16 protein-coding genes are annotated in these 17484 nt (G+C 60.9%); 14 read left to right on the top strand and 2 right to left on the bottom strand.

Annotation, left to right across the window (positions count from 1 at the left end):
* The first annotated feature begins 179 nt into the window (after positions 1-179).
* Entirely contained in the window at positions 180-1154 is a 975-nt protein-coding gene (locus ACP7E0_RS18295) for a 2-hydroxyacid dehydrogenase (RefSeq protein WP_426126610.1), read from the top strand.
* On the opposite strand, the gene ACP7E0_RS18300 is transcribed toward ACP7E0_RS18295, so the two are convergent.
* A complete protein-coding gene (locus ACP7E0_RS18300) occupies positions 1155-2123 on the bottom strand; it encodes a response regulator (protein WP_426126611.1) in 969 nt (322 codons plus the stop codon).
* Positions 2071-5460 carry a hybrid sensor histidine kinase/response regulator gene (locus ACP7E0_RS18305; RefSeq protein WP_426126612.1) on the bottom strand — a complete coding sequence of 1130 codons (3390 nt, stop codon included), beginning with the start codon at positions 5458-5460 and terminating at the stop codon, positions 2071-2073. The genes ACP7E0_RS18300 and ACP7E0_RS18305 overlap by 53 nt, the downstream gene beginning before the upstream one ends.
* A 314-nt stretch (positions 5461-5774) precedes the next feature.
* Between ACP7E0_RS18305 and urtA the strand changes: the two genes are divergently transcribed.
* The 13 genes from urtA (at position 5775) to ACP7E0_RS18370 (ending at position 17427) form a co-directional block, all read left to right on the top strand.
* A complete protein-coding gene (gene urtA / locus ACP7E0_RS18310) occupies positions 5775-7064 on the top strand; it encodes an urea ABC transporter substrate-binding protein (protein ID WP_426126614.1) in 1290 nt (429 codons plus the stop codon).
* A gap of 321 nt (positions 7065-7385) precedes the next feature.
* The gene (gene urtB, locus ACP7E0_RS18315) at positions 7386-8993 is read left to right on the top strand and encodes an urea ABC transporter permease subunit UrtB (RefSeq protein WP_426126615.1); all 1608 of its coding nucleotides are present in this window, start codon (positions 7386-7388) and stop codon (positions 8991-8993) included.
* 8 nt (positions 8994-9001) lie between these two features.
* Positions 9002-10183 carry an urea ABC transporter permease subunit UrtC gene (gene urtC / locus ACP7E0_RS18320; protein ID WP_426126689.1) on the top strand — a complete coding sequence of 394 codons (1182 nt, stop codon included), beginning with the start codon at positions 9002-9004 and terminating at the stop codon, positions 10181-10183.
* A 5-nt stretch (positions 10184-10188) separates the two neighbouring features.
* A complete protein-coding gene (urtD, locus tag ACP7E0_RS18325; protein ID WP_426126617.1) occupies positions 10189-10941 on the top strand; it encodes an urea ABC transporter ATP-binding protein UrtD in 753 nt (250 codons plus the stop codon).
* 186 nt (positions 10942-11127) lie between these two features.
* The gene (gene urtE / locus ACP7E0_RS18330) at positions 11128-11823 is read left to right on the top strand and encodes an urea ABC transporter ATP-binding subunit UrtE (protein ID WP_060639723.1); all 696 of its coding nucleotides are present in this window, start codon (positions 11128-11130) and stop codon (positions 11821-11823) included.
* Positions 11824-11835: 12 nt separating this feature from the next.
* Positions 11836-12666 (top strand): urease accessory protein UreD, encoded by an 831-nt coding sequence (locus ACP7E0_RS18335; protein ID WP_426126619.1) that lies wholly within the window; start codon positions 11836-11838, stop codon positions 12664-12666.
* Between the two features lie 26 nt (positions 12667-12692).
* Positions 12693-12995, top strand: coding sequence for an urease subunit gamma (locus ACP7E0_RS18340; protein ID WP_037099076.1), 303 nt, complete (start codon positions 12693-12695; stop codon positions 12993-12995).
* An 11-nt stretch (positions 12996-13006) separates the two neighbouring features.
* A complete protein-coding gene (locus ACP7E0_RS18345; RefSeq protein WP_426126621.1) occupies positions 13007-13261 on the top strand; it encodes a DUF1272 domain-containing protein in 255 nt (84 codons plus the stop codon).
* 17 nt (positions 13262-13278) lie between these two features.
* On the top strand, positions 13279-13584 hold the full coding sequence (locus ACP7E0_RS18350) for an urease subunit beta (protein WP_426126623.1): 306 nt from the start codon (positions 13279-13281) through the stop codon (positions 13582-13584).
* Between the two features lie 40 nt (positions 13585-13624).
* Positions 13625-14242 carry a Urease operon accessory protein gene (locus ACP7E0_RS18355; protein WP_426126625.1) on the top strand — a complete coding sequence of 206 codons (618 nt, stop codon included), beginning with the start codon at positions 13625-13627 and terminating at the stop codon, positions 14240-14242.
* A gap of 38 nt (positions 14243-14280) precedes the next feature.
* The gene (ureC, locus tag ACP7E0_RS18360) at positions 14281-15990 is read left to right on the top strand and encodes an urease subunit alpha (RefSeq protein ID WP_426126627.1); all 1710 of its coding nucleotides are present in this window, start codon (positions 14281-14283) and stop codon (positions 15988-15990) included.
* Positions 15991-16024: 34 nt separating this feature from the next.
* Complete coding sequence (locus ACP7E0_RS18365) at positions 16025-16699, top strand: TIGR02117 family protein (RefSeq protein WP_426126691.1); 675 nt, start codon at positions 16025-16027, stop codon at positions 16697-16699.
* Positions 16700-16887: 188 nt separating this feature from the next.
* Positions 16888-17427 (top strand): peroxiredoxin, encoded by a 540-nt coding sequence (locus ACP7E0_RS18370; protein ID WP_426126693.1) that lies wholly within the window; start codon positions 16888-16890, stop codon positions 17425-17427.
* Positions 17428-17484 lie beyond the last annotated feature (57 nt).

The following is a 17484-nucleotide window of genomic DNA, read 5'->3' on the forward strand; positions in this document are numbered from 1 at the left end:
GCACCGATTGGTCCATCTGGACAGCGAAAGGCCCGGCATTGCCGGGCCTTTCTGCATTTCGCGCCGATGCGCTTAAACCGCTCAGTTTCGGGAATGGTGTTTCAACAAGACCGGCGGCTGGATTGACGCCGTTCCTATGCTAATTGTCAGCGCAATCCCCCTTTGTCCGGAGCCAGACGATGACCGAGAAACCACGCATCCTTGTGACCCGCCGCTGGCCCGATGCCGTCGAGCGTGTGCTTGCCGAGCGGTTCGATGCCCATTTCAACACATCGGATGTGGCGATGAATGCCGATGCGCTCTCCAGTGCGCTGCGGTCCTTCGATGCCGTGCTCCCGACGGTGTCCGATCGCCTGCCGGCGTCGTTGTTCGAAGGCGGCAATATCCGCACGAGGATCCTTGGAAATTTTGGCGTTGGCTACAATCACATCGATATCGCGGCGGCCGAACATTACGGGATCGCCGTCACAAACACGCCGGGCGTTTTGACGGATTGCACGGCCGATATTGCCATGGCGCTGCTGCTTTCGGTGGCGCGCCGGGCAGGCGAGGGCGAGCGTCAGGTTCGTGCCGGACAATGGACCGGCTGGCGGCCGACGCACATGATCGGCACCAAGGTTACCGGAAAGACGCTGGGGATCATCGGCTTCGGTCGCATCGGTAAAGCGATGGCAAAACGCTGCCATTTCGGCTTCGACATGGACGTGGTGTTTCACAACAGGTCAAAGATCGATCCGGCGGAAGCCACCCGCTATGGTGCGCGGCAGGTGGAGACCGTCGAGGACGTGCTGGAGGCAGCGGATTTCGTCTCGCTGCACTGCCCCGGCGGTGGCGAAAACCGCCATCTGATCAATGCGCAGCGGCTGGCGGTGATGAAGCCGGGAGCGTACCTGATCAATACGGCGCGCGGCGATGTCGTCGATGAGGCAGCGCTGATCGAGGCTCTGGAAACGGGCATTATCCGGGGTGCCGGGCTGGATGTCTTCGAGGCGGAGCCGAATGTACCCGAGCGGTTGCTTGCTCTGGAAAATGTCGTTCTTCTACCGCATCTGGGCAGCGCGACCGAGGAAACGCGCACGGCCATGGGCATGAAGGTGGTGGACAATATGACCGCCTTCTTCGAAGGCCGCGAGCCGCCCGACAGGGTTGCGTGATTATTCCTGCCGCAGCGCGTTCGCCGCCTTGACGGCGGCGGACGCGCGGTTTTCGACACCGAGTTTGACGTAGATCTGTTCCAGGTGCTTGTTGACGGTGCGGGCGCTGAGGCCGAGGATTTCGCCGATATCGCGGTTGGATTTGCCCTTGGCGATCCAGAGCAGAACCTGTCCCTCGCGTACTGTCAGGGCAAAGCTTTGGCGGAGAATTTCATCGTCGCTGGTCTGGCTGACGCCGGTCAGCCGGAACAGGAACTCGTCGCCGCCGATTGCGCCGAGATAGGCGAGTTGCAGCACCGGCTGGCCATGCTGGTGGATCATCAGCGGCCCGTCCTTCGAGACGCCGTGTTTCTGCCGTTCCTGCAGCCATTGGCGGACATGGACGGCGAGCGTATCCAGCCCGTCGTCGCGCCCTGTCGCGGCATTGACGAGCCGGGTCGCCTGCGGTGTCGACCATTGGATGGTGCCATTGCTGCGCACGGCGAGCAGATGCCGTCCTGCCGCGTCCAGCGCCACGCGGGCGCTTTGCGCCGAGCGGGCATTGGCGAGATGCACCCGGATGCGGGCGCGCAACTCGTCGATATTGATCGGCTTCGACAAATAATCGACGCCGCCGGATTCCAATGCGTGGACGATATGCTCGGTTTCGGTCAATCCGGTCATGAAGATCACCGGCACCTGGGCTACGGCCGGATTTGTCTTCAGCGTCCGGCAGGTATCGAAGCCATCCATGCCGGGCATGACGGCATCCATCAGGATGACGTCGGGCGTAATGCGATCGACGACATTGATGGCGGCGTTTCCAGAGGTGGCGATCAGGACGGAGAAGCCGGATTGCTCCAGTGCGTCGGTGAGAAAACCCAGCGTCTCCGGGGAATCGTCCACGATGAGCACGATGTCGCGCGGATGCACTGCTTCATTCACCGGCCGGTCTCCCCTGTTTGTTGATGTTCTGCAGGAAGTCGGCATAGCCGGCAAGGTCGAAAGCCTGGACATAGGTCTTGACCGCGTCGGTAAACGGCTGGTTTTCCTCAAGGCGGGCGAGATCGGCGAGCTTGGCCTCGATACCGCGGACATAGCCGATTTCGCCGAGCCGGATCAGCTCCTCGACATGGGCGGCGCCCGGGGTTTTCACCGCAGCCTTGATCGTTGTTTTGACGGGTTGCTGTACCGTGTCACTATAAATCCATTCGAGTGCGAGGTGCACAGCCAGCTTGTCCTGCAACTGGCGGATATCGAAAGGCTTGGCGAGCGTATCATTGTGGCCGGTATGGCTATCGGCCGCCGTTCCGTCGCCGATATTAGCCGACAGCATGATGACCGGCGCTGTCTGGCCGTGATCGCGCAGGCGCGTCACCAGTTGCCAGCCGTTCATGCCGGGCATCGAGATATCGATGAGGAAGAGATCGGGCTTGATCCCCTCGATCAGGGTCAGGCATTCCATGCCTCCGGCCGCCGTCAGCACGACGAAATCGAGCGGCATCAGCACTTCGCGCATCAGGTCGCGATGATCCTCGTTGTCGTCGACCACGACGATGGTGCGGCGCGGGCCGGCGTAAGCGGCGATCTTGCGGATAGAGGGCAGGGAGGCGGTCGGCCGGCTGATCGCCGACAGCATCAGCCGTACCCGGAAGGTGGAGCCCTTGTCGCGCTCGCTATCGACGACGATCTCGCCGCCGAGCGTCTGGGTGAGAAGCTGGGTGATGGTCAGCCCCAGGCCAAGGCCGGGCATCGGCCGGATATGCTCGGCCTCGCCGCGCTGGAACGGCTCGAAGATCCGCGGCAGGTCGGCTTGCGAAATGCCGCGGCCGGTGTCGGAGACGGTGAAGGTCGCCACCTGGCTGCGATAGGCGACATCGAAGCGGATGGTGCCGGTATCGGTGAACTTGATGGCATTGGAGAGCAGATTGACGAGGATCTGGCGCAGGCGTTTTTCATCGGTGCGGACATATTGCGGCAGGGCGCTTGCCCGCTCGTGCTCGAAAAACAGCCCTTTGGCCTGCGCCTGCGGGCGGAACATGTCGGTGATCTGGTCGAGGAAATCCTGGATATTGATCTCGTTGGAATAGACCTGCAGGCGGCCGGCCTCGATCTTGGAAATGTCGAGAAGGCCGTCGATCAGGCCGGAAAGATGGTCGGCGCTGCGCTTGATGACCTTGATCGCCGATTGACGCGGTGCGGGGATGGTCTCGTCGCGCTCGAGGATCTGGGCATAGCCGAGCACGGCATTGAGCGGCGTACGCAGTTCGTGGCTGAGGCCGACCACATAGCGGCTCTTTGCCCTGTTGGCGGCCTCGGCGGTTTCCTTGGCATATTGCAGAGCAGCGTCGGTCTTCTTGTGCGCGGCGATTTCCTTCAGGAGCAGGGTGTTCTGCCGCGACGACTCTTCCTCGGCTACTAGCCGGCTGTCATGGGCAAGCACGTAGAACCAGCAGACGACACCCGTCACCACAGCAAAGACGAAGAAGACGACCCCGACCGTCCGGTTGATCACGGAAGCCGTTTCGGGCGAGGCGGTTCCGGTCTGGTGGGCGATCATCGCCAGGATGATGCCGATGCAGGCGACGGATAAAACCACGGCGATGCCATAGCGGCCGAGACGGGTGGACAGCGTTTCCATCACCTTTTGCGGCAGCAAGGCCTTGGCCACCACCGCTGTCTGGGCGTTGAAGCTCGCATGCGGCTTGCACATGTCGTGGCAGCGGCTATCCAGCGAGCAGCAAAGCGAACAGATCGGCGCGGAATAGGCCGGGCACCAGGCCATGTCCTCGGGCTCGAACGGATGTTCGCAGATCGAGCAGGTGACGGTCGAGAGTCTCTTCCAGCTCTGGCGCGGCTTGCGGGCAAGGTAATACTTGCCCTTCGTCGCCCAGGCGATGGCGGGGGAGACGACGAACGCGGTGATCAGCGCGATATAGGGCGCCAGCGACGCCGCCATGGCACCCATGACGCCGAAATGCGCAGTCAGCGCGATCAGTGCCGATGCCGTCATGGCGCCAACGCCGACCGGGTTGATATCGTAGAGATGGGCGCGCTTGAACTCGATATTGGGCGGCGCCAGCCCGAGCGGCTTGTTGATGAACAGATCGGCCGAGATGGTGCAGAGCCAGGACATGGCGATGATCGAGAAGATGCCGAGTGTTTCTTCCAAGAGCTTGTAGATGCCAAGTTCCATCAACAGGAGCGCAATCGCCACGTTGAACATCAGCCAGACGACGCGGCCGGGATGGCTGTGGGTGAGGCGCGAGAAGAAATTCGACCAGGCGAGCGAGCCGGCATAGGCATTCATGACGTTGATCTTCAGCTGCGACACGACGACGAAGGCGGCCATCAGCAAGAGGGCTGCGTTGTGCCAGGGGATCATGTAGCCGAAGGCGGTCAGGTACATATGGGCGGGATCGGCGGCATGCTCGACCGGCACGCCTGCGCTGAGGCACAGGACGACGAGGAACGAACCCGCCAAAAGCTTCGGTGCGCCGACGATGACCCAGCCGGCACCGGCGAGGAATACGGCAAAGCGATGGTGCAACTTACGCTGCCCCTCTGGCGGCAGGAAGCGCAAAAAATCCACCTGCTCGCCGATCTGCGCCATCAAGGCGAGGATGACGGCGGAGGCGGCGCCGAACTCCAGCAGCGAAAATGGTGCATAGGAGCCGGGCTCGCCTATCGGCTTGTGCGTGCCGGGAAAAGCAAGCCAGAGGTCGAACTTGCTCCAGTCAGCGAGCGCGATGAAAATGAAGGGCGCGACGTTGAGGATGATCCAGAACGGCTGGGTCAGAAGCTGAAATTTGCTGATCAGCCGCACGCCATGGGTGACCAGCGGAATGACCATGACGGCGCTGATGATATAGCCGATCCAGACGGGGATGCCGAGCGCCAGCTCCAGTGCCGCCGACATGATCGAGGCCTCGATGGCAAACAGCATGAAGGTGAACGAGGCATAGATCAGCGAGGTGACGGTCGAGCCTATATAGCCGAAGCTTGCGCCGCGCGTCAGGAGGTCGATATCAACACCGTGGCGGATGGCATAGCGACTGATCGGCAGGCCGACGCCGAGCATGACGAGGCTTGCGGCGAGAATGGCGATGATGGCGTTGGTGGTGCCGTAGGACAGCGTGATGGCGCCACCGATCGCCTCCAGCGCCAGGAAGGAGATCGCCCCGATCGCCGTCTGCGAGATGCGCTGCGAGGAGAATTGCCGGGCGCTCTTGGCGGTGAAGCGCAAGGCATAGTCTTCCAGCGTCTGGTTGGCGACCCAGCGATTGTATTCGCGCCGGACCGGAATGATGCGCTGGCGTGCCGTCATGCCTAATTTATATTCCCATTTTCGATATGATCAACGATTAGGCAATCTCCCCCGGCGCGCGATCTTTTGCAAGTGCGAGAATCGGATTGTCTGGGGACCGTCAGAATTGTTTGCAAAAGCGCGTTGAGCGCCGCATGCCCGCAGACAAAGGCCTCGCATCCGAGCAAAGCGGCGCGGATGTGTGCTGCAGTGCACAGTTCGCCCCGGTCACTACGTCAATTGACGTATACAGAATCCTGACCCCGCAACGGATAGTTGCCGCACGAACGGTACTCGGAAGAGCCGTCGTCAAAAGAACGAGAGGGGTTCACATCATGAAATTCAAATCCCAGATCCTGGGCGCGTTCCTGGCTGGCGCGCTCGCCACCACAGCATTTTCCAGCGTGCAGGCCGCCGAAGACACGATCAAGGTCGGCATCCTGCATTCGCTTTCCGGCACCATGGCAATCTCCGAGACGACGTTGAAAGACGCCATGCTGATGCTCATCGACGAGCAGAACAAGAAGGGTGGCCTTCTCGGCAAGAAGCTCGAAGCCGTCGTTGTCGATCCCGCATCCGACTGGCCGCTGTTTGCCGAAAAGGCCCGCGAACTGATCTCCGTCGACAAGGTTTCCGCCGTCTTCGGTTGCTGGACGTCCTCGTCGCGCAAGTCGGTGCTGCCGGTTTTCGAAGAGCTGAATTCGCTGCTGTTCTATCCGGTCCAGTACGAGGGTGAAGAATCCTCGCGCAACATCTTCTATACCGGTGCAGCTCCGAACCAGCAGGCCATCCCGGCCGTCGACTATCTGATGAACACCGAGGGCGTCGAGCGTTTCGTGCTTGAAGGCACCGATTACGTCTATCCGCGCACCACCAACAAGATCCTCGAAGCCTATCTGATCGCCAAGGGCATTCCGAAAGAAGACATCCTGATCAACTACACGCCGTTCGGTTTCTCCGACTGGCAGACGGAAGTGGCCAAGATCAAGGAATTCGGGTCTGCCGGCAAGAAGACCGCCGTCGTCTCGACCATCAACGGCGATGCCAATGTGCCGTTCTACAAGGAACTCGGCAACAAGGGCATCAAGGCAACCGACATCCCGGTCATCGCCTTCTCGGTCGGCGAAGAAGAGCTGGCCGGTCTCGACACCAAGCCGCTGGTCGGCCATCTCGCCGCCTGGAACTATTTCCAGTCCGTCGATGCACCGGCCAATGCCGAATTCATCAAGCAGTGGCATGCGTTTACCAAGAACGACAAGCGCGTCACCAACGACCCGATGGAAGCCGCCTATATCGGCTTCAATGCCTGGGTGAAGGCCGTCGAGGCTGCCGGCACGACCGACACGGACGCGGTTCTCGACACCATCATCGGCACTTCGGTTCCGAACCTTTCGGGCGGCTACTCCACCGTCATGCCGAACCATCACATCACCAAGCCGGTGCTGATCGGTGAAATCCAGGCCGACGGCCAGTTCGAAATCGTCCAGCAGACCCCTCAGGTCGTCGGCGACGAATGGTCGGACTTCCTGCCGGACTCGAAAGACCTGATCTCCGATTGGCGCAAGCCGATGTCCTGCGGCAACTTCAACGTTGCAACGGGCAAGTGCGGCGGCAAGGGCTCCTGATTTTGACGAACACCCGCTGATTTCATCAAGTTCAGCATATTCCGGCAACGGCCTGATCGCTGTTTCCCAAAATCCATTCTCATAACGTCGTGATAGAAATGCCAATACCCTCCGTCCAGACACCGTCTGGACGGAGGGACCTTCATCTCCCCTTATCTGGCATGTTTTCTGCATGGTTCAGCTGGGAACGCGGTTCCGGGTACAGGTCCTGTTCGATGTGATCGCCGGGCGAGCGGATTGCGGAAAACTTAAGCACAGCGCCGGCATCAAGCGTTCCTCGTCAATGCGCGGCTGCCCAAGCCAACGGAACAAGAAGAGCTCATGTATCGCGCCATTCAGACCTTCCTTGTTGCCCTTTGCCTGCTCGTCAGTTGCCTTGCAACGGGCCTGCGTGCGCAGGAAGATATCCGGCCGCTAGTCGATGCACTGGGTGCACCGGCCTTCCCGCAGAAGATCGGGGCAGTCAAAGCCCTTGCAGCTTCAGGCAATCCGAAAGTCGGCGGCATCCTGCAAAATCTCAGCGACGGCAAGCTTTATGCGCCGAAGACCGGTGGCACGGTTTTTCTCGAAGGCCCGTCTGACGGCGCCTATCTCGACGTGCTGACGGGGGCTGCGGTTACCGAGGTTCCCGGAAACCTCGCCAAGATCAGGCTGAACAATGGTTTGCGCGGCGCTATAGGCGCGGCCATGAGCCAGCTGACGCTGCTTAGCCCCGACCGCGCCGCCCGGCTGGCAGCGTCGCACGATCTGCTCAAGGATGCCAATCCGGACAATCTCGACCTGTTAAATTCAGCGCTGACGCAGGAAAAGGACGCCGAGGTCAAGGCGACGATGGAAGCGGCACGTGCCGTCATCCTGTTGAAGACCGATGCCAGTGCCGAAGACAAGAAAGCCGCCATCGATATGATCGCCGCGCGCGGAAACCGCGATGCCTTGACGATCCTGACGGCAGCCATGGACAATGCCCCGGACGAATTGAAGCCGTCCATCGAGCAAAGCATCAGTTCCATCAAAGGCAGCCTTGCCCTGTGGGACGTGGCGCAAAATGTCTGGTACGGACTGTCGCTCGGATCGGTGCTGCTGCTTGCGGCCATCGGTCTTGCCATCACCTTCGGCGTCATGGGCATCATCAACATGGCGCATGGCGAAATGGTCATGCTTGGCGCCTACACGACCTATGTGGTGCAGCAGACGGTCGCTTCCGTCGCCCCCGGCATCACCGATTATTCGCTGGCCTTTGCGGTTCCTGCGGCTTTCCTGTTTACCGGCCTGGTCGGTGTCTGCATCGAGCGCAGCGTCATTCGCTGGCTCTACGGCCGGCCGCTCGAAACGCTGCTTGCCACCTGGGGCATTTCGCTGATCCTGCAGCAGGCGATCCGCACCATCTTCGGCCCCACCAATCGCCAGGTCGATAATCCAAGCTGGATGTCGGGCGTCTTCGAGGTTGGCGGCCTTGCCATCACCTATAACCGTATGTGGATCATCGTCTTTTCGCTCGGTGTCTTCGTGGCGCTGCTCTTGCTGCTGAAACGCTCCAAGTTCGGCCTGCAGATGCGCGCCGTCACGCAGAACCGGCGCATGGCATCCTCGATGGGCATTCGCACACCCTGGGTCGATGCACTGACCTTCGGTCTCGGTTCCGGCATCGCCGGCATGGCGGGCGTGGCGCTCAGCCAGATCGACAATGTCTCGCCCAATCTCGGCCAGAACTACATCATCGACAGTTTCATGGTCGTGGTGTTCGGGGGCGTCGGCAATCTCTGGGGCACGCTGGTCGGCGCGCTGACGCTCGGCATCGCCAACAAGTTCCTTGAGCCCTATGCCGGCGCGGTGCTCGGCAAGATCCTCATCCTCATCTTCATCATTCTCTTCATCCAGCGGCGGCCGCGCGGCCTTTTCGCGCTCAAGGGAAGGGCGGTCGAACAATGATCACGCAAATGCTTTTCATGAGGCACGAGAAGAAGACGCTCTGGGCCGTGTTCCTGATCCTGCTTGCCGCAGCCCTTGTGCCACTCGCCAATCTCTTGATCCCCGAAGGCAGTGCTTTCCACGTACCTGGCTATCTCGTGCCGCTGCTTGGCAAGTATCTGTGCTATGCGCTTCTGGCCCTGGCGCTGGATCTCGTCTGGGGCTATTGCGGCATTCTTTCGCTCGGCCATGGCGCTTTCTTTGCGCTCGGCGGTTATGCCATGGGCATGTATCTGATGCGCCAGATCGGCGATCGTGGCGTCTATGCCAATCCGCTTCTGCCGGATTTCATGGTCTTTCTCAATTGGCAGGAATTGCCCTGGTACTGGTACGGTTTCAACCATTTCGCTTTTGCGGCGCTGATGGTTGTTCTGATGCCCGGTCTGCTTGCCTTCGTTTTCGGCTGGTTTGCCTTCCGCTCCCGCGTCACCGGCGTCTATCTGTCGATCATCACCCAGGCGATGACCTATGCGCTGCTACTCGCCTTCTTCCGCAACGAGATGGGCTTTGGCGGCAATAATGGCCTCACAGATTTCAAGGAAATCCTCGGCTTCAACGTTCAGGCGGGTGGTACGCGGGCAGCATTGTTTGCCGCAACCGCCATCGCGCTGGCGCTGGCCCTGGTTTTAAGTTCCGCCATTGTCCGCTCGAAATACGGCAAGGTGCTGGTCGGCGTCCGCGATGCCGAAAGCCGGACCCGGTTCTTGGGCTATCGTGTCGAGAACATGAAGCTGTTCATCTTCACCATCTCGGCGATGATGGCCGGTGTGGCCGGTGCGCTCTACGTGCCGCAGGTCGGCATTATCAATCCCGGCGAATTCGCCCCGGCAAACTCCATCGAAGTGGTGATCTGGACCGCGGTCGGCGGCCGCGGCACGCTGATCGGCCCGATCATCGGCGCCATTCTGGTCAATTTCGGCAAGAGCGTCTTCACCGCCGCCTTCCCGGAATTCTGGCTGTTCGCGCTCGGCGCTCTGTTTGTCGCAACGACCTTGTTCCTGCCCAAGGGCGTCGTCGGCACGGTCCAGCAGTTCATGGCCCGGCGCAAGGACCAGAAAAAGGCCGATGCTGTCGAACAGGCCTATCAGGACAAGGCCACTGCGAAAGCGGAAAGCCAGATGACGACGCTCGAACCCCAGGCTGCGGAGTAAGATCGATGGACGAAAAGACCTCCCGCAGCCTTCTCTATCTCGACGGCGTGTCGGTTTCCTTTGATGGCTTCAAGGCGCTGAATTCGCTGTCCTTCGTGGTCGAGCCCGATGAGCTCAGGGCCATCATCGGCCCGAACGGGGCCGGCAAGACGACGATGATGGACATCATCACCGGCAAGACCCGACCGGATAGTGGCCAGGTCTTCTTCAACGGTGATATCGATCTCACCAAAAAGGACGAGGCGGATATCGCCCAGCTTGGCATCGGCCGCAAATTCCAGAAGCCGACGGTGTTTGAAAGCCATACGGTCTGGGACAATATCGAGCTGGCGCTCAATCGGAAACGCGGCGTGTTCTCGACGCTGTTCTACCGCCTGACGCCTGCCGACAAGGCGCGCATCGGGGACATCCTAGAAACGGTGCGCATGACGGCGCGCAAGGACGATCTGGCCGCCAATCTCTCGCATGGGCAGAAACAGTGGCTGGAGATCGGCATGCTTTTGGCGCAGGAGCCGAAACTGCTGCTGGTCGATGAGCCGGTGGCCGGCATGACCGACGCGGAAACGGCCGAAACCGCCATCCTGCTCAAGGAAATCGCCAAGACCCGTTCGGTCGTCGTCGTCGAACACGACATGGGCTTCATTCGGGATCTCGGAGTCAAGGTGACCTGCCTTGCCGAGGGCTCGGTGCTTGCCGAAGGCTCGATCGATTTCGTCAGCAACGATCCGAAAGTGATCGAGAACTATTTGGGGCGGTGAGGATGCGTTTACCCTCCCCTTGAGGGGGAGGGTCGGCGCGAAGCGACGGGGTGGGGTGATTTTCAACGTCAAACAATGCGTCACCCCCACCCGCAGCGTTGCTGCGACCTCCTCCCTCAAGGGGGAGGTGTTACCGAGACAACGCCACCACCCCAGATCGCCGGGATGGACAGAAGGAAGAAGAGCATGCTGACCGTCGACAACATCAATCTGCATTACGGCGCGGCCCAGGCCCTTCGTGGCGTCTCCATCACTGCGCCCATGGGTAAGATCACCTGCGTGCTCGGCCGCAACGGCGTTGGCAAGACCAGCCTGTTACGCGCCATTACCGGCCAGCATGGGCCGAGCGCCGGTACCATCGCCTTCAACGGCACGGTGCTGAACGGCATGGCGCCCTATAATCGGGCCAAGCACGGTATCGGGTTCGTGCCGCAGGGCCGCGAAGTCTTTCCGCTTTTGACGGTCAAGGAAAACCTGGAATCGGGCTATGCGCCGGTGGCACGCAAGGACCGGTACATTCCCGAGGATATTTTCAACCTGTTTCCGATCCTGCGCTCGATGCTTGGCCGCCGCGGCGGAGATCTGTCGGGTGGGCAGCAGCAGCAGCTTGCGATTGGCCGGGCGCTGGTGACGCGGCCGAAAATTCTGGTTCTGGACGAGCCGACCGAAGGCATCCAGCCCTCGATCATCAAGGATATCGGCCGGGCGATCCAGTATCTGCGCGATTCCACCGGGATGGCAATTCTGCTTGTGGAACAATATCTTGACTTCTGCCGGGAGCTTGCAGACCATGTCTACATCATGGATCGGGGCGAGATCGTGCATGAAGGCCCGGCCGAAACGCTGGATACGCCGGAAGCACGCCGCCACCTGACGGTTTGACGGCGGATGGGAATGGCTGAGGCAGCAGGTATCGCTCCGCAAAGGGCATGGGGCAAGGGACGGCTGGTGGCAAAGCCGTTTGCGGGGCGCACCCGGCTGGCCGAATTCTATCAGGAAGGTTGCGCCAAGATCAGGCTGCCGGAGACGTTCAATGCGACGATGGAAGCCGTGCTGATCAACAGCTCCGGCGGCCTGACCGGCGGCGACCATATGGAATGGTCGTTTGTGGCCGGCGAGGGCACGCATCTGACCCTGACCACGCAGGCCTGCGAGAAGATCTACAGGGCAAGCGCCGGCACCGCTGATGTGACCGCGCAGATTTCGGTTGGCGTAGGTGCCACGGTGCATTGGCTGCCGCAGGAAACCATCCTGTTCGATCGCGCCTCGCTGTCGCGCAAGCTGGAGGTCGAACTGGCCGAAGGGGCGGAATTTCTGGCGGTCGAGGCCGTGCTTCTCGGCCGCAAGGCGATGGGCGAGGCGATGCGCGAAGGCCTGTTTCAGGATCGCTGGCGCATCCGCAAGAACGGAATTCTGTTGCATGCTGAAAACCTCCGGCTCTCCGGCGATATCGCCGGCCTGACGCAGGAATTGGCGGTGCTCGGCGGACAGGTGGCTTTTGCAACGCTCTTCTATACGGGCGCTGATTGCGAGCAGCAGGTCGACACACTGCGGAGCCTGATCGGCGGCATTGGCGGCGGCGTCAGCCGCTATCAGGTGGCGGGCGAGGACAAGCTGATTGCCCGTCTCGTTGCACCTGATGGTTTCGCTCTGAGAAAAATCCTCATCCCGGTCATTTCGCACTTGCGCAAGGGCGCCTCTGTGCCGAAAGTCTGGAACCTGTAATCGACACGCAAGCCTGGTGACCGCGCATGAACTTGACACCCCGTGAAAAAGACAAACTGCTGATTTCGATGGCGGCCATGGTCGCCCGCCGGCGGCTGGAGCGCGGCGTCAAGCTCAATCATCCCGAAGCGATCGCACTGATCACCGATTTCGTCGTCGAGGGCGCCCGCGACGGCCGCTCGGTGCCGGATCTGATGGAGGCCGGCGCCCACGTCATCACCCGTGCCCAGGTGATGGAGGGCATCCCGGAGATGATCCACGACATCCAGATCGAGGCGACCTTTCCGGATGGCACCAAGCTGGTCACCGTGCACGAACCCATTCGCTAAAGGAGCGCGCCATGCTGCAACTGAGACCCAATTGCGAATGCTGCAACAAGGACCTGCCGCCCGGCAGCCGCGAAGCGATGATCTGCAGCTTCGAATGCACCTTCTGCACGCAATGCGTTTCCGAGGTTCTGGACGGACAATGCCCGAATTGCGGCGGTGAACTCGTCCGCCGCCCGGTCCGTCCAGCCGCCAAGCTCGGCAAGTTTCCGGCATCCACCGAGCGGGTTTTGAAGGCCGATGGCTGTGCGCCGATCAAGGCTGCCTGAACAGGAGAGACGATACGATGATCCCCGGTGAAATCATTGCGGCAAAAGGCGACATCGAGCTGAATGCCGGGCTGGACACAGTCTCGCTGGAGGTTTCCAATAGCGGCGACCGTCCGGTACAGGTTGGCAGCCATTATCATTTTGCCGAGACCAATGCGGCGCTGTTGTTCGATCGGGCTTTGGCGCACGGAAGGCGCCTCGATATTCCGGCCGGCACGGCCGTTCGCTTCGAGCCGGGGCAGACCCGCAGCGTCACGCTCATTCCGTTTGCAGGCAAGCGCGAGGTCTATGGTTTCCGCCAGAAGGTCATGGGAAAATTATGAGGCAGAGGCTTCCCACGCGGCTGATGACGTCGAGGTGCCCGTGACGGTGAGCCGAACCGTCATGATCGTTGGAAACGGCCCAGTACAGGGGGGTGCTGCTGCGGTTATCGATGCGGCCGATCTGGTCATGCGCTTCAACGACTGCCGCTCCTGCGGCGCGGGTGGAGATAAGACGGATATCGTCGCCGTCTGCAACACCGGACGCCCGGCGCTGGCGATGCTGGGTGGCGGCGCTTGGAAGACGAATGCGGCGGTGCGGCAGGCGAGCGCGATCTGGTGCGTTCGCGATGCCGGGAAATTCGAGACGCTGCGGCCGCAGTTGGCCGTGACGCATCCGGATCTCGACGACCTCTGCGACGACTATACCGATGGTTTTCGCACCTTTGCCAACGCGACTGGCCGCGCTTTCCATACGATTCCGGCATCGACGCATGAGGGTGTCGATGCGGCGTTGCAAGGGTTCGATGTGGGCGCCTATGTCGTGCCGAGCAGCGGCCTGATTGCGATTGCCGAGGTGCTGGAACATTGGCAGCGGCCGGGCGATCGTGTTGTGCTTGCCGGTTTCGGCCATGCCGGCTGGGAGTGGCACCCGTTCGCGGCCGAGCGCCGCTATGTTGATGACCTGATTTCAAAGGGGCGGCTCCTCCGCCTCGACTAGACGAATTTACCCGCCTTTGCTCAGGGAGCCTGATCACCATGTCCTACAAAATGTCGCGCGCGGCCTACGCCAGCATGTTCGGCCCCACCACAGGGGACAAGGTTCGGCTGGCCGATACCGAACTGTTCATCGAGGTGGAGAAGGATTTCACCACCTATGGCGACGAGGTAAAATTCGGCGGCGGCAAGGTGATCCGCGACGGCATGGGCCAGAGCCAGGCGACGCGCGCTCAAGGAGCGGTCGATACCGTGATCACCAATGCTCTGATCGTTGATCACACAGGCATCGTCAAGGCCGATATCGGCCTGAAGAATGGACGCATCGCTGCGATCGGCAAGGCCGGCAATCCGGATACCCAGCCCGGTGTGACCATCATCGTCGGTCCCTCCACCGAGGTGATTGCCGGCGAGGGCAAGATCGTCACGGCGGGCGGCATGGACGCGCATATCCATTTCATCTGCCCACAGCAGATCGAGGAAGCGCTAATGTCGGGGATCACCACCATGCTCGGCGGTGGTTCCGGCCCGGCGCATGGAACACTGGCGACGACCTGCACCGGCGCCTGGCATATCGAGCGGATGATAGAGAGCTTTGATGGCTTTCCAATGAACCTGGCGCTGGCCGGCAAGGGCAATGCCTCGCTTCCCGCGCCGCTGGAGGAAATGATCCTTGCCGGGGCCTCCAGCCTGAAGCTGCACGAGGACTGGGGCACGACCCCGGCCGCCATCGACAATTGCCTGTCGGTCGCCGATGCCTATGACGTGCAGGTGATGATCCATACCGACACGCTGAACGAAAGCGGTTTCGTCGAAGATACGATCGATGCCATCAAGGGGCGTACGATCCATGCCTTTCATACCGAAGGAGCGGGCGGCGGCCACGCGCCCGACATCATCAAGATCTGCGGCCAGTCGAATGTCATTCCGTCGTCGACCAATCCGACCCGGCCATACACCATCAACACGCTGGCCGAGCATCTCGACATGCTGATGGTCTGCCATCACCTGTCGCCGTCCATCCCCGAAGACATCGCCTTTGCCGAAAGCCGGATCCGCAAGGAGACCATTGCCGCCGAAGACATTCTCCATGACATCGGCGCCTTCTCGATCATTTCCTCCGACAGCCAGGCCATGGGCCGTGTCGGCGAGGTGGCGATCCGCACCTGGCAGACCGCCGACAAGATGAAGCGGCAGCGGGGCCGTTTGGCGCAGGAGGCCGGGGACAACGACAATTTTCGCGTCCGGCGCTATATCGCCAAGTATACGATCAACCCGGCGATCGCGCAGGGTCTGTCGCATGAAATTGGCTCGATCGAACCCGGCAAGCGTGCCGATCTGGTGATCTGGAACCCCGCCTTCTTTGGGGTGAAGCCCGATATGGTCATTCTCGGCGGCATGATCGCGGCTGCTCCGATGGGCGACCCCAATGCCTCCATCCCGACGCCGCAGCCGGTACACTACCGGCCCATGTTCGGCGCCTTTGGCAAGGCAAGGACAAGCTCATCTGTCACCTTCGTGTCGCAGGCGTCGCTTGATGGCGGGCTGCAGGCGCGCCTTGGCGTTGAAAAGCAGCTGATCGCGGTGAAAAACACCCGTGGCGGCATCAGCAAGGCCTCGATGATCCACAACAGCCTGACGCCGCATATCGAAGTCGATCCGGAAACCTACGAGGTCCGCGCCGACGGCGAGCTTCTGACCTGCGAACCCGCGACAGTGCTGCCGATGGCGCAGCGCTATTTCATGTTCTAGCGCGGTTGTTGATCGAGAAAGAATGCTGATGTCCTTGAAACGGGCCTTGCGCTGGCTGGCTGCCGTCGTTTTCGCGGCGGCCTTCGCCGTTGTGGCCGGGACATTCGTTCCACGTCCTCTGTGGTCCGCGGCGAAGGCCGAGACGGCAACGGGCGAGAGACATCGCATCCTTGTGTTGGCCAACCCCATCCACACGGATATTGCCATTCCCATCAATGCCGAAACCCTGGCCCGCTTTCCGTTTCTCGGTGAAAGCGGTATGCCGGTTGCGCATTCGGATGCGCGCTGGCTGGTTTTCGGCTGGGGCGGGCGGGCGTTCTATCTCGAAACCCCGGCCTGGTCGGAGCTGAAGCCGATGCCGCTGTTCAAGGGGTTAACGCTCGATCGTTCCGTCATCCATGCCGATGTCGCTGGCGATGTTATCGAGCCTTCGGATCATGTTGCGGGCTTCGACATCGGGCCGGATGAATACGAACGGCTGCTATCCTTCATCGAGGCAAGCTTTACCCGCACAGATGGTCAGGTACAGCCGATCCCGGATACGGCCTATGGACTGAACGACCGCTTTTTCGAGGCCCATGGCTGGTTCAGCGCCGTGGTCGGCTGCAATACCTGGACGGCGAACGCACTTCGAGAGGCGGGCTTGCGGACAGGCTGGTGGAACCCCTTGCCGGTTTCACTGTCGACATCGCTGACGCTGTATAATTGAAATTATTGACTTTTTGTCGCAGGTGCAGTCATGCGCAAGGCGCAGGTCAGCCATGCATCGGGTGTTTTTCGTACCCTCGGTGCTGCATCGCAGCAGGAGTTGCTGTAGAAAATGGTTCACCTCCTGTGCCGGGCTCCTCCCAAGACCTGCCGCGCAGGGCGTTCGTCTTTCAAGGAGTTTTCATCATGATCATTGGCAGAAAAGTGCCGTCCGTTACCTTCCGCACGCGCGTTCGCGACGAGGCCGTTGGCGGCGCCAATCCATTCCGTTGGCAGGATGTTTCGTCGGCGGATTATTTCAGTGGCAAGCGCGTCATCCTGTTCTCGTTGCCGGGCGCATTCACGCCGACCTGCTCGACCTTCCAGCTTCCCGATTTCGAAAAGCTGACCGCCGATTTCCGTGCCGAGGGCATCGACGAGATCTACTGCATCTCCGTCAATGACGCTTTCGTCATGAATGCTTGGGGCAAGTCGCAGAATCTCGAAAACGTCAAGCTGATCCCGGATGGCTCCGGCGAGTTCACCCGCAAGATGGGCATGCTCGTTTCCAAGGATAACCTAGGCTTCGGCATGCGCTCCTGGCGCTATGCCGCCGTCATCAATGATGGCGTCATCGAACAGTGGTTCGAAGAAGAAGGCTATTGCGACAATGCCGATAGCGATCCCTATGGCGTCTCGTCGCCGCAGAACATTCTCGGCGCGCTGCAGTCAGAAAAGATCGCTGCCTGATTTCAGGCACGTGTGATTTTGTGAAATCCGGCGCCCGTCCTGTTTGGTCTGGCGCCG

Origin of the sequence: Pararhizobium sp. PWRC1-1, assembly GCF_049897905.1 — a bacterium.
Lineage (GTDB): Bacteria > Pseudomonadota > Alphaproteobacteria > Rhizobiales > Rhizobiaceae > Pararhizobium.

Coding starts and splice junctions, on each gene's coding strand:
- urtA (WP_426126614.1), top strand. CDS start 5,775: ATGAAATTCAAATCCCAGATCCTGGGCGCGTTCCTGGCTGGCGCGCTC.
- urtE (WP_060639723.1), top strand. CDS start 11,128: ATGCTGACCGTCGACAACATCAATCTGCATTACGGCGCGGCCCAGGCC.
- urtB (WP_426126615.1), top strand. CDS start 7,386: ATGTATCGCGCCATTCAGACCTTCCTTGTTGCCCTTTGCCTGCTCGTC.
- ACP7E0_RS18340 (WP_037099076.1), top strand. CDS start 12,693: ATGAACTTGACACCCCGTGAAAAAGACAAACTGCTGATTTCGATGGCG.
- urtC (WP_426126689.1), top strand. CDS start 9,002: ATGCTTTTCATGAGGCACGAGAAGAAGACGCTCTGGGCCGTGTTCCTG.
- ACP7E0_RS18335 (WP_426126619.1), top strand. CDS start 11,836: ATGGCTGAGGCAGCAGGTATCGCTCCGCAAAGGGCATGGGGCAAGGGA.
- urtD (WP_426126617.1), top strand. CDS start 10,189: ATGGACGAAAAGACCTCCCGCAGCCTTCTCTATCTCGACGGCGTGTCG.
- ACP7E0_RS18345 (WP_426126621.1), top strand. CDS start 13,007: ATGCTGCAACTGAGACCCAATTGCGAATGCTGCAACAAGGACCTGCCG.
- ACP7E0_RS18300 (WP_426126611.1), bottom strand. CDS start 2,123: ATGCCGACTTCCTGCAGAACATCAACAAACAGGGGAGACCGGCCGGTG.
- ACP7E0_RS18305 (WP_426126612.1), bottom strand. CDS start 5,460: ATGACGGCACGCCAGCGCATCATTCCGGTCCGGCGCGAATACAATCGC.
- ureC (WP_426126627.1), top strand. CDS start 14,281: ATGTCCTACAAAATGTCGCGCGCGGCCTACGCCAGCATGTTCGGCCCC.
- ACP7E0_RS18350 (WP_426126623.1), top strand. CDS start 13,279: ATGATCCCCGGTGAAATCATTGCGGCAAAAGGCGACATCGAGCTGAAT.
- ACP7E0_RS18295 (WP_426126610.1), top strand. CDS start 180: ATGACCGAGAAACCACGCATCCTTGTGACCCGCCGCTGGCCCGATGCC.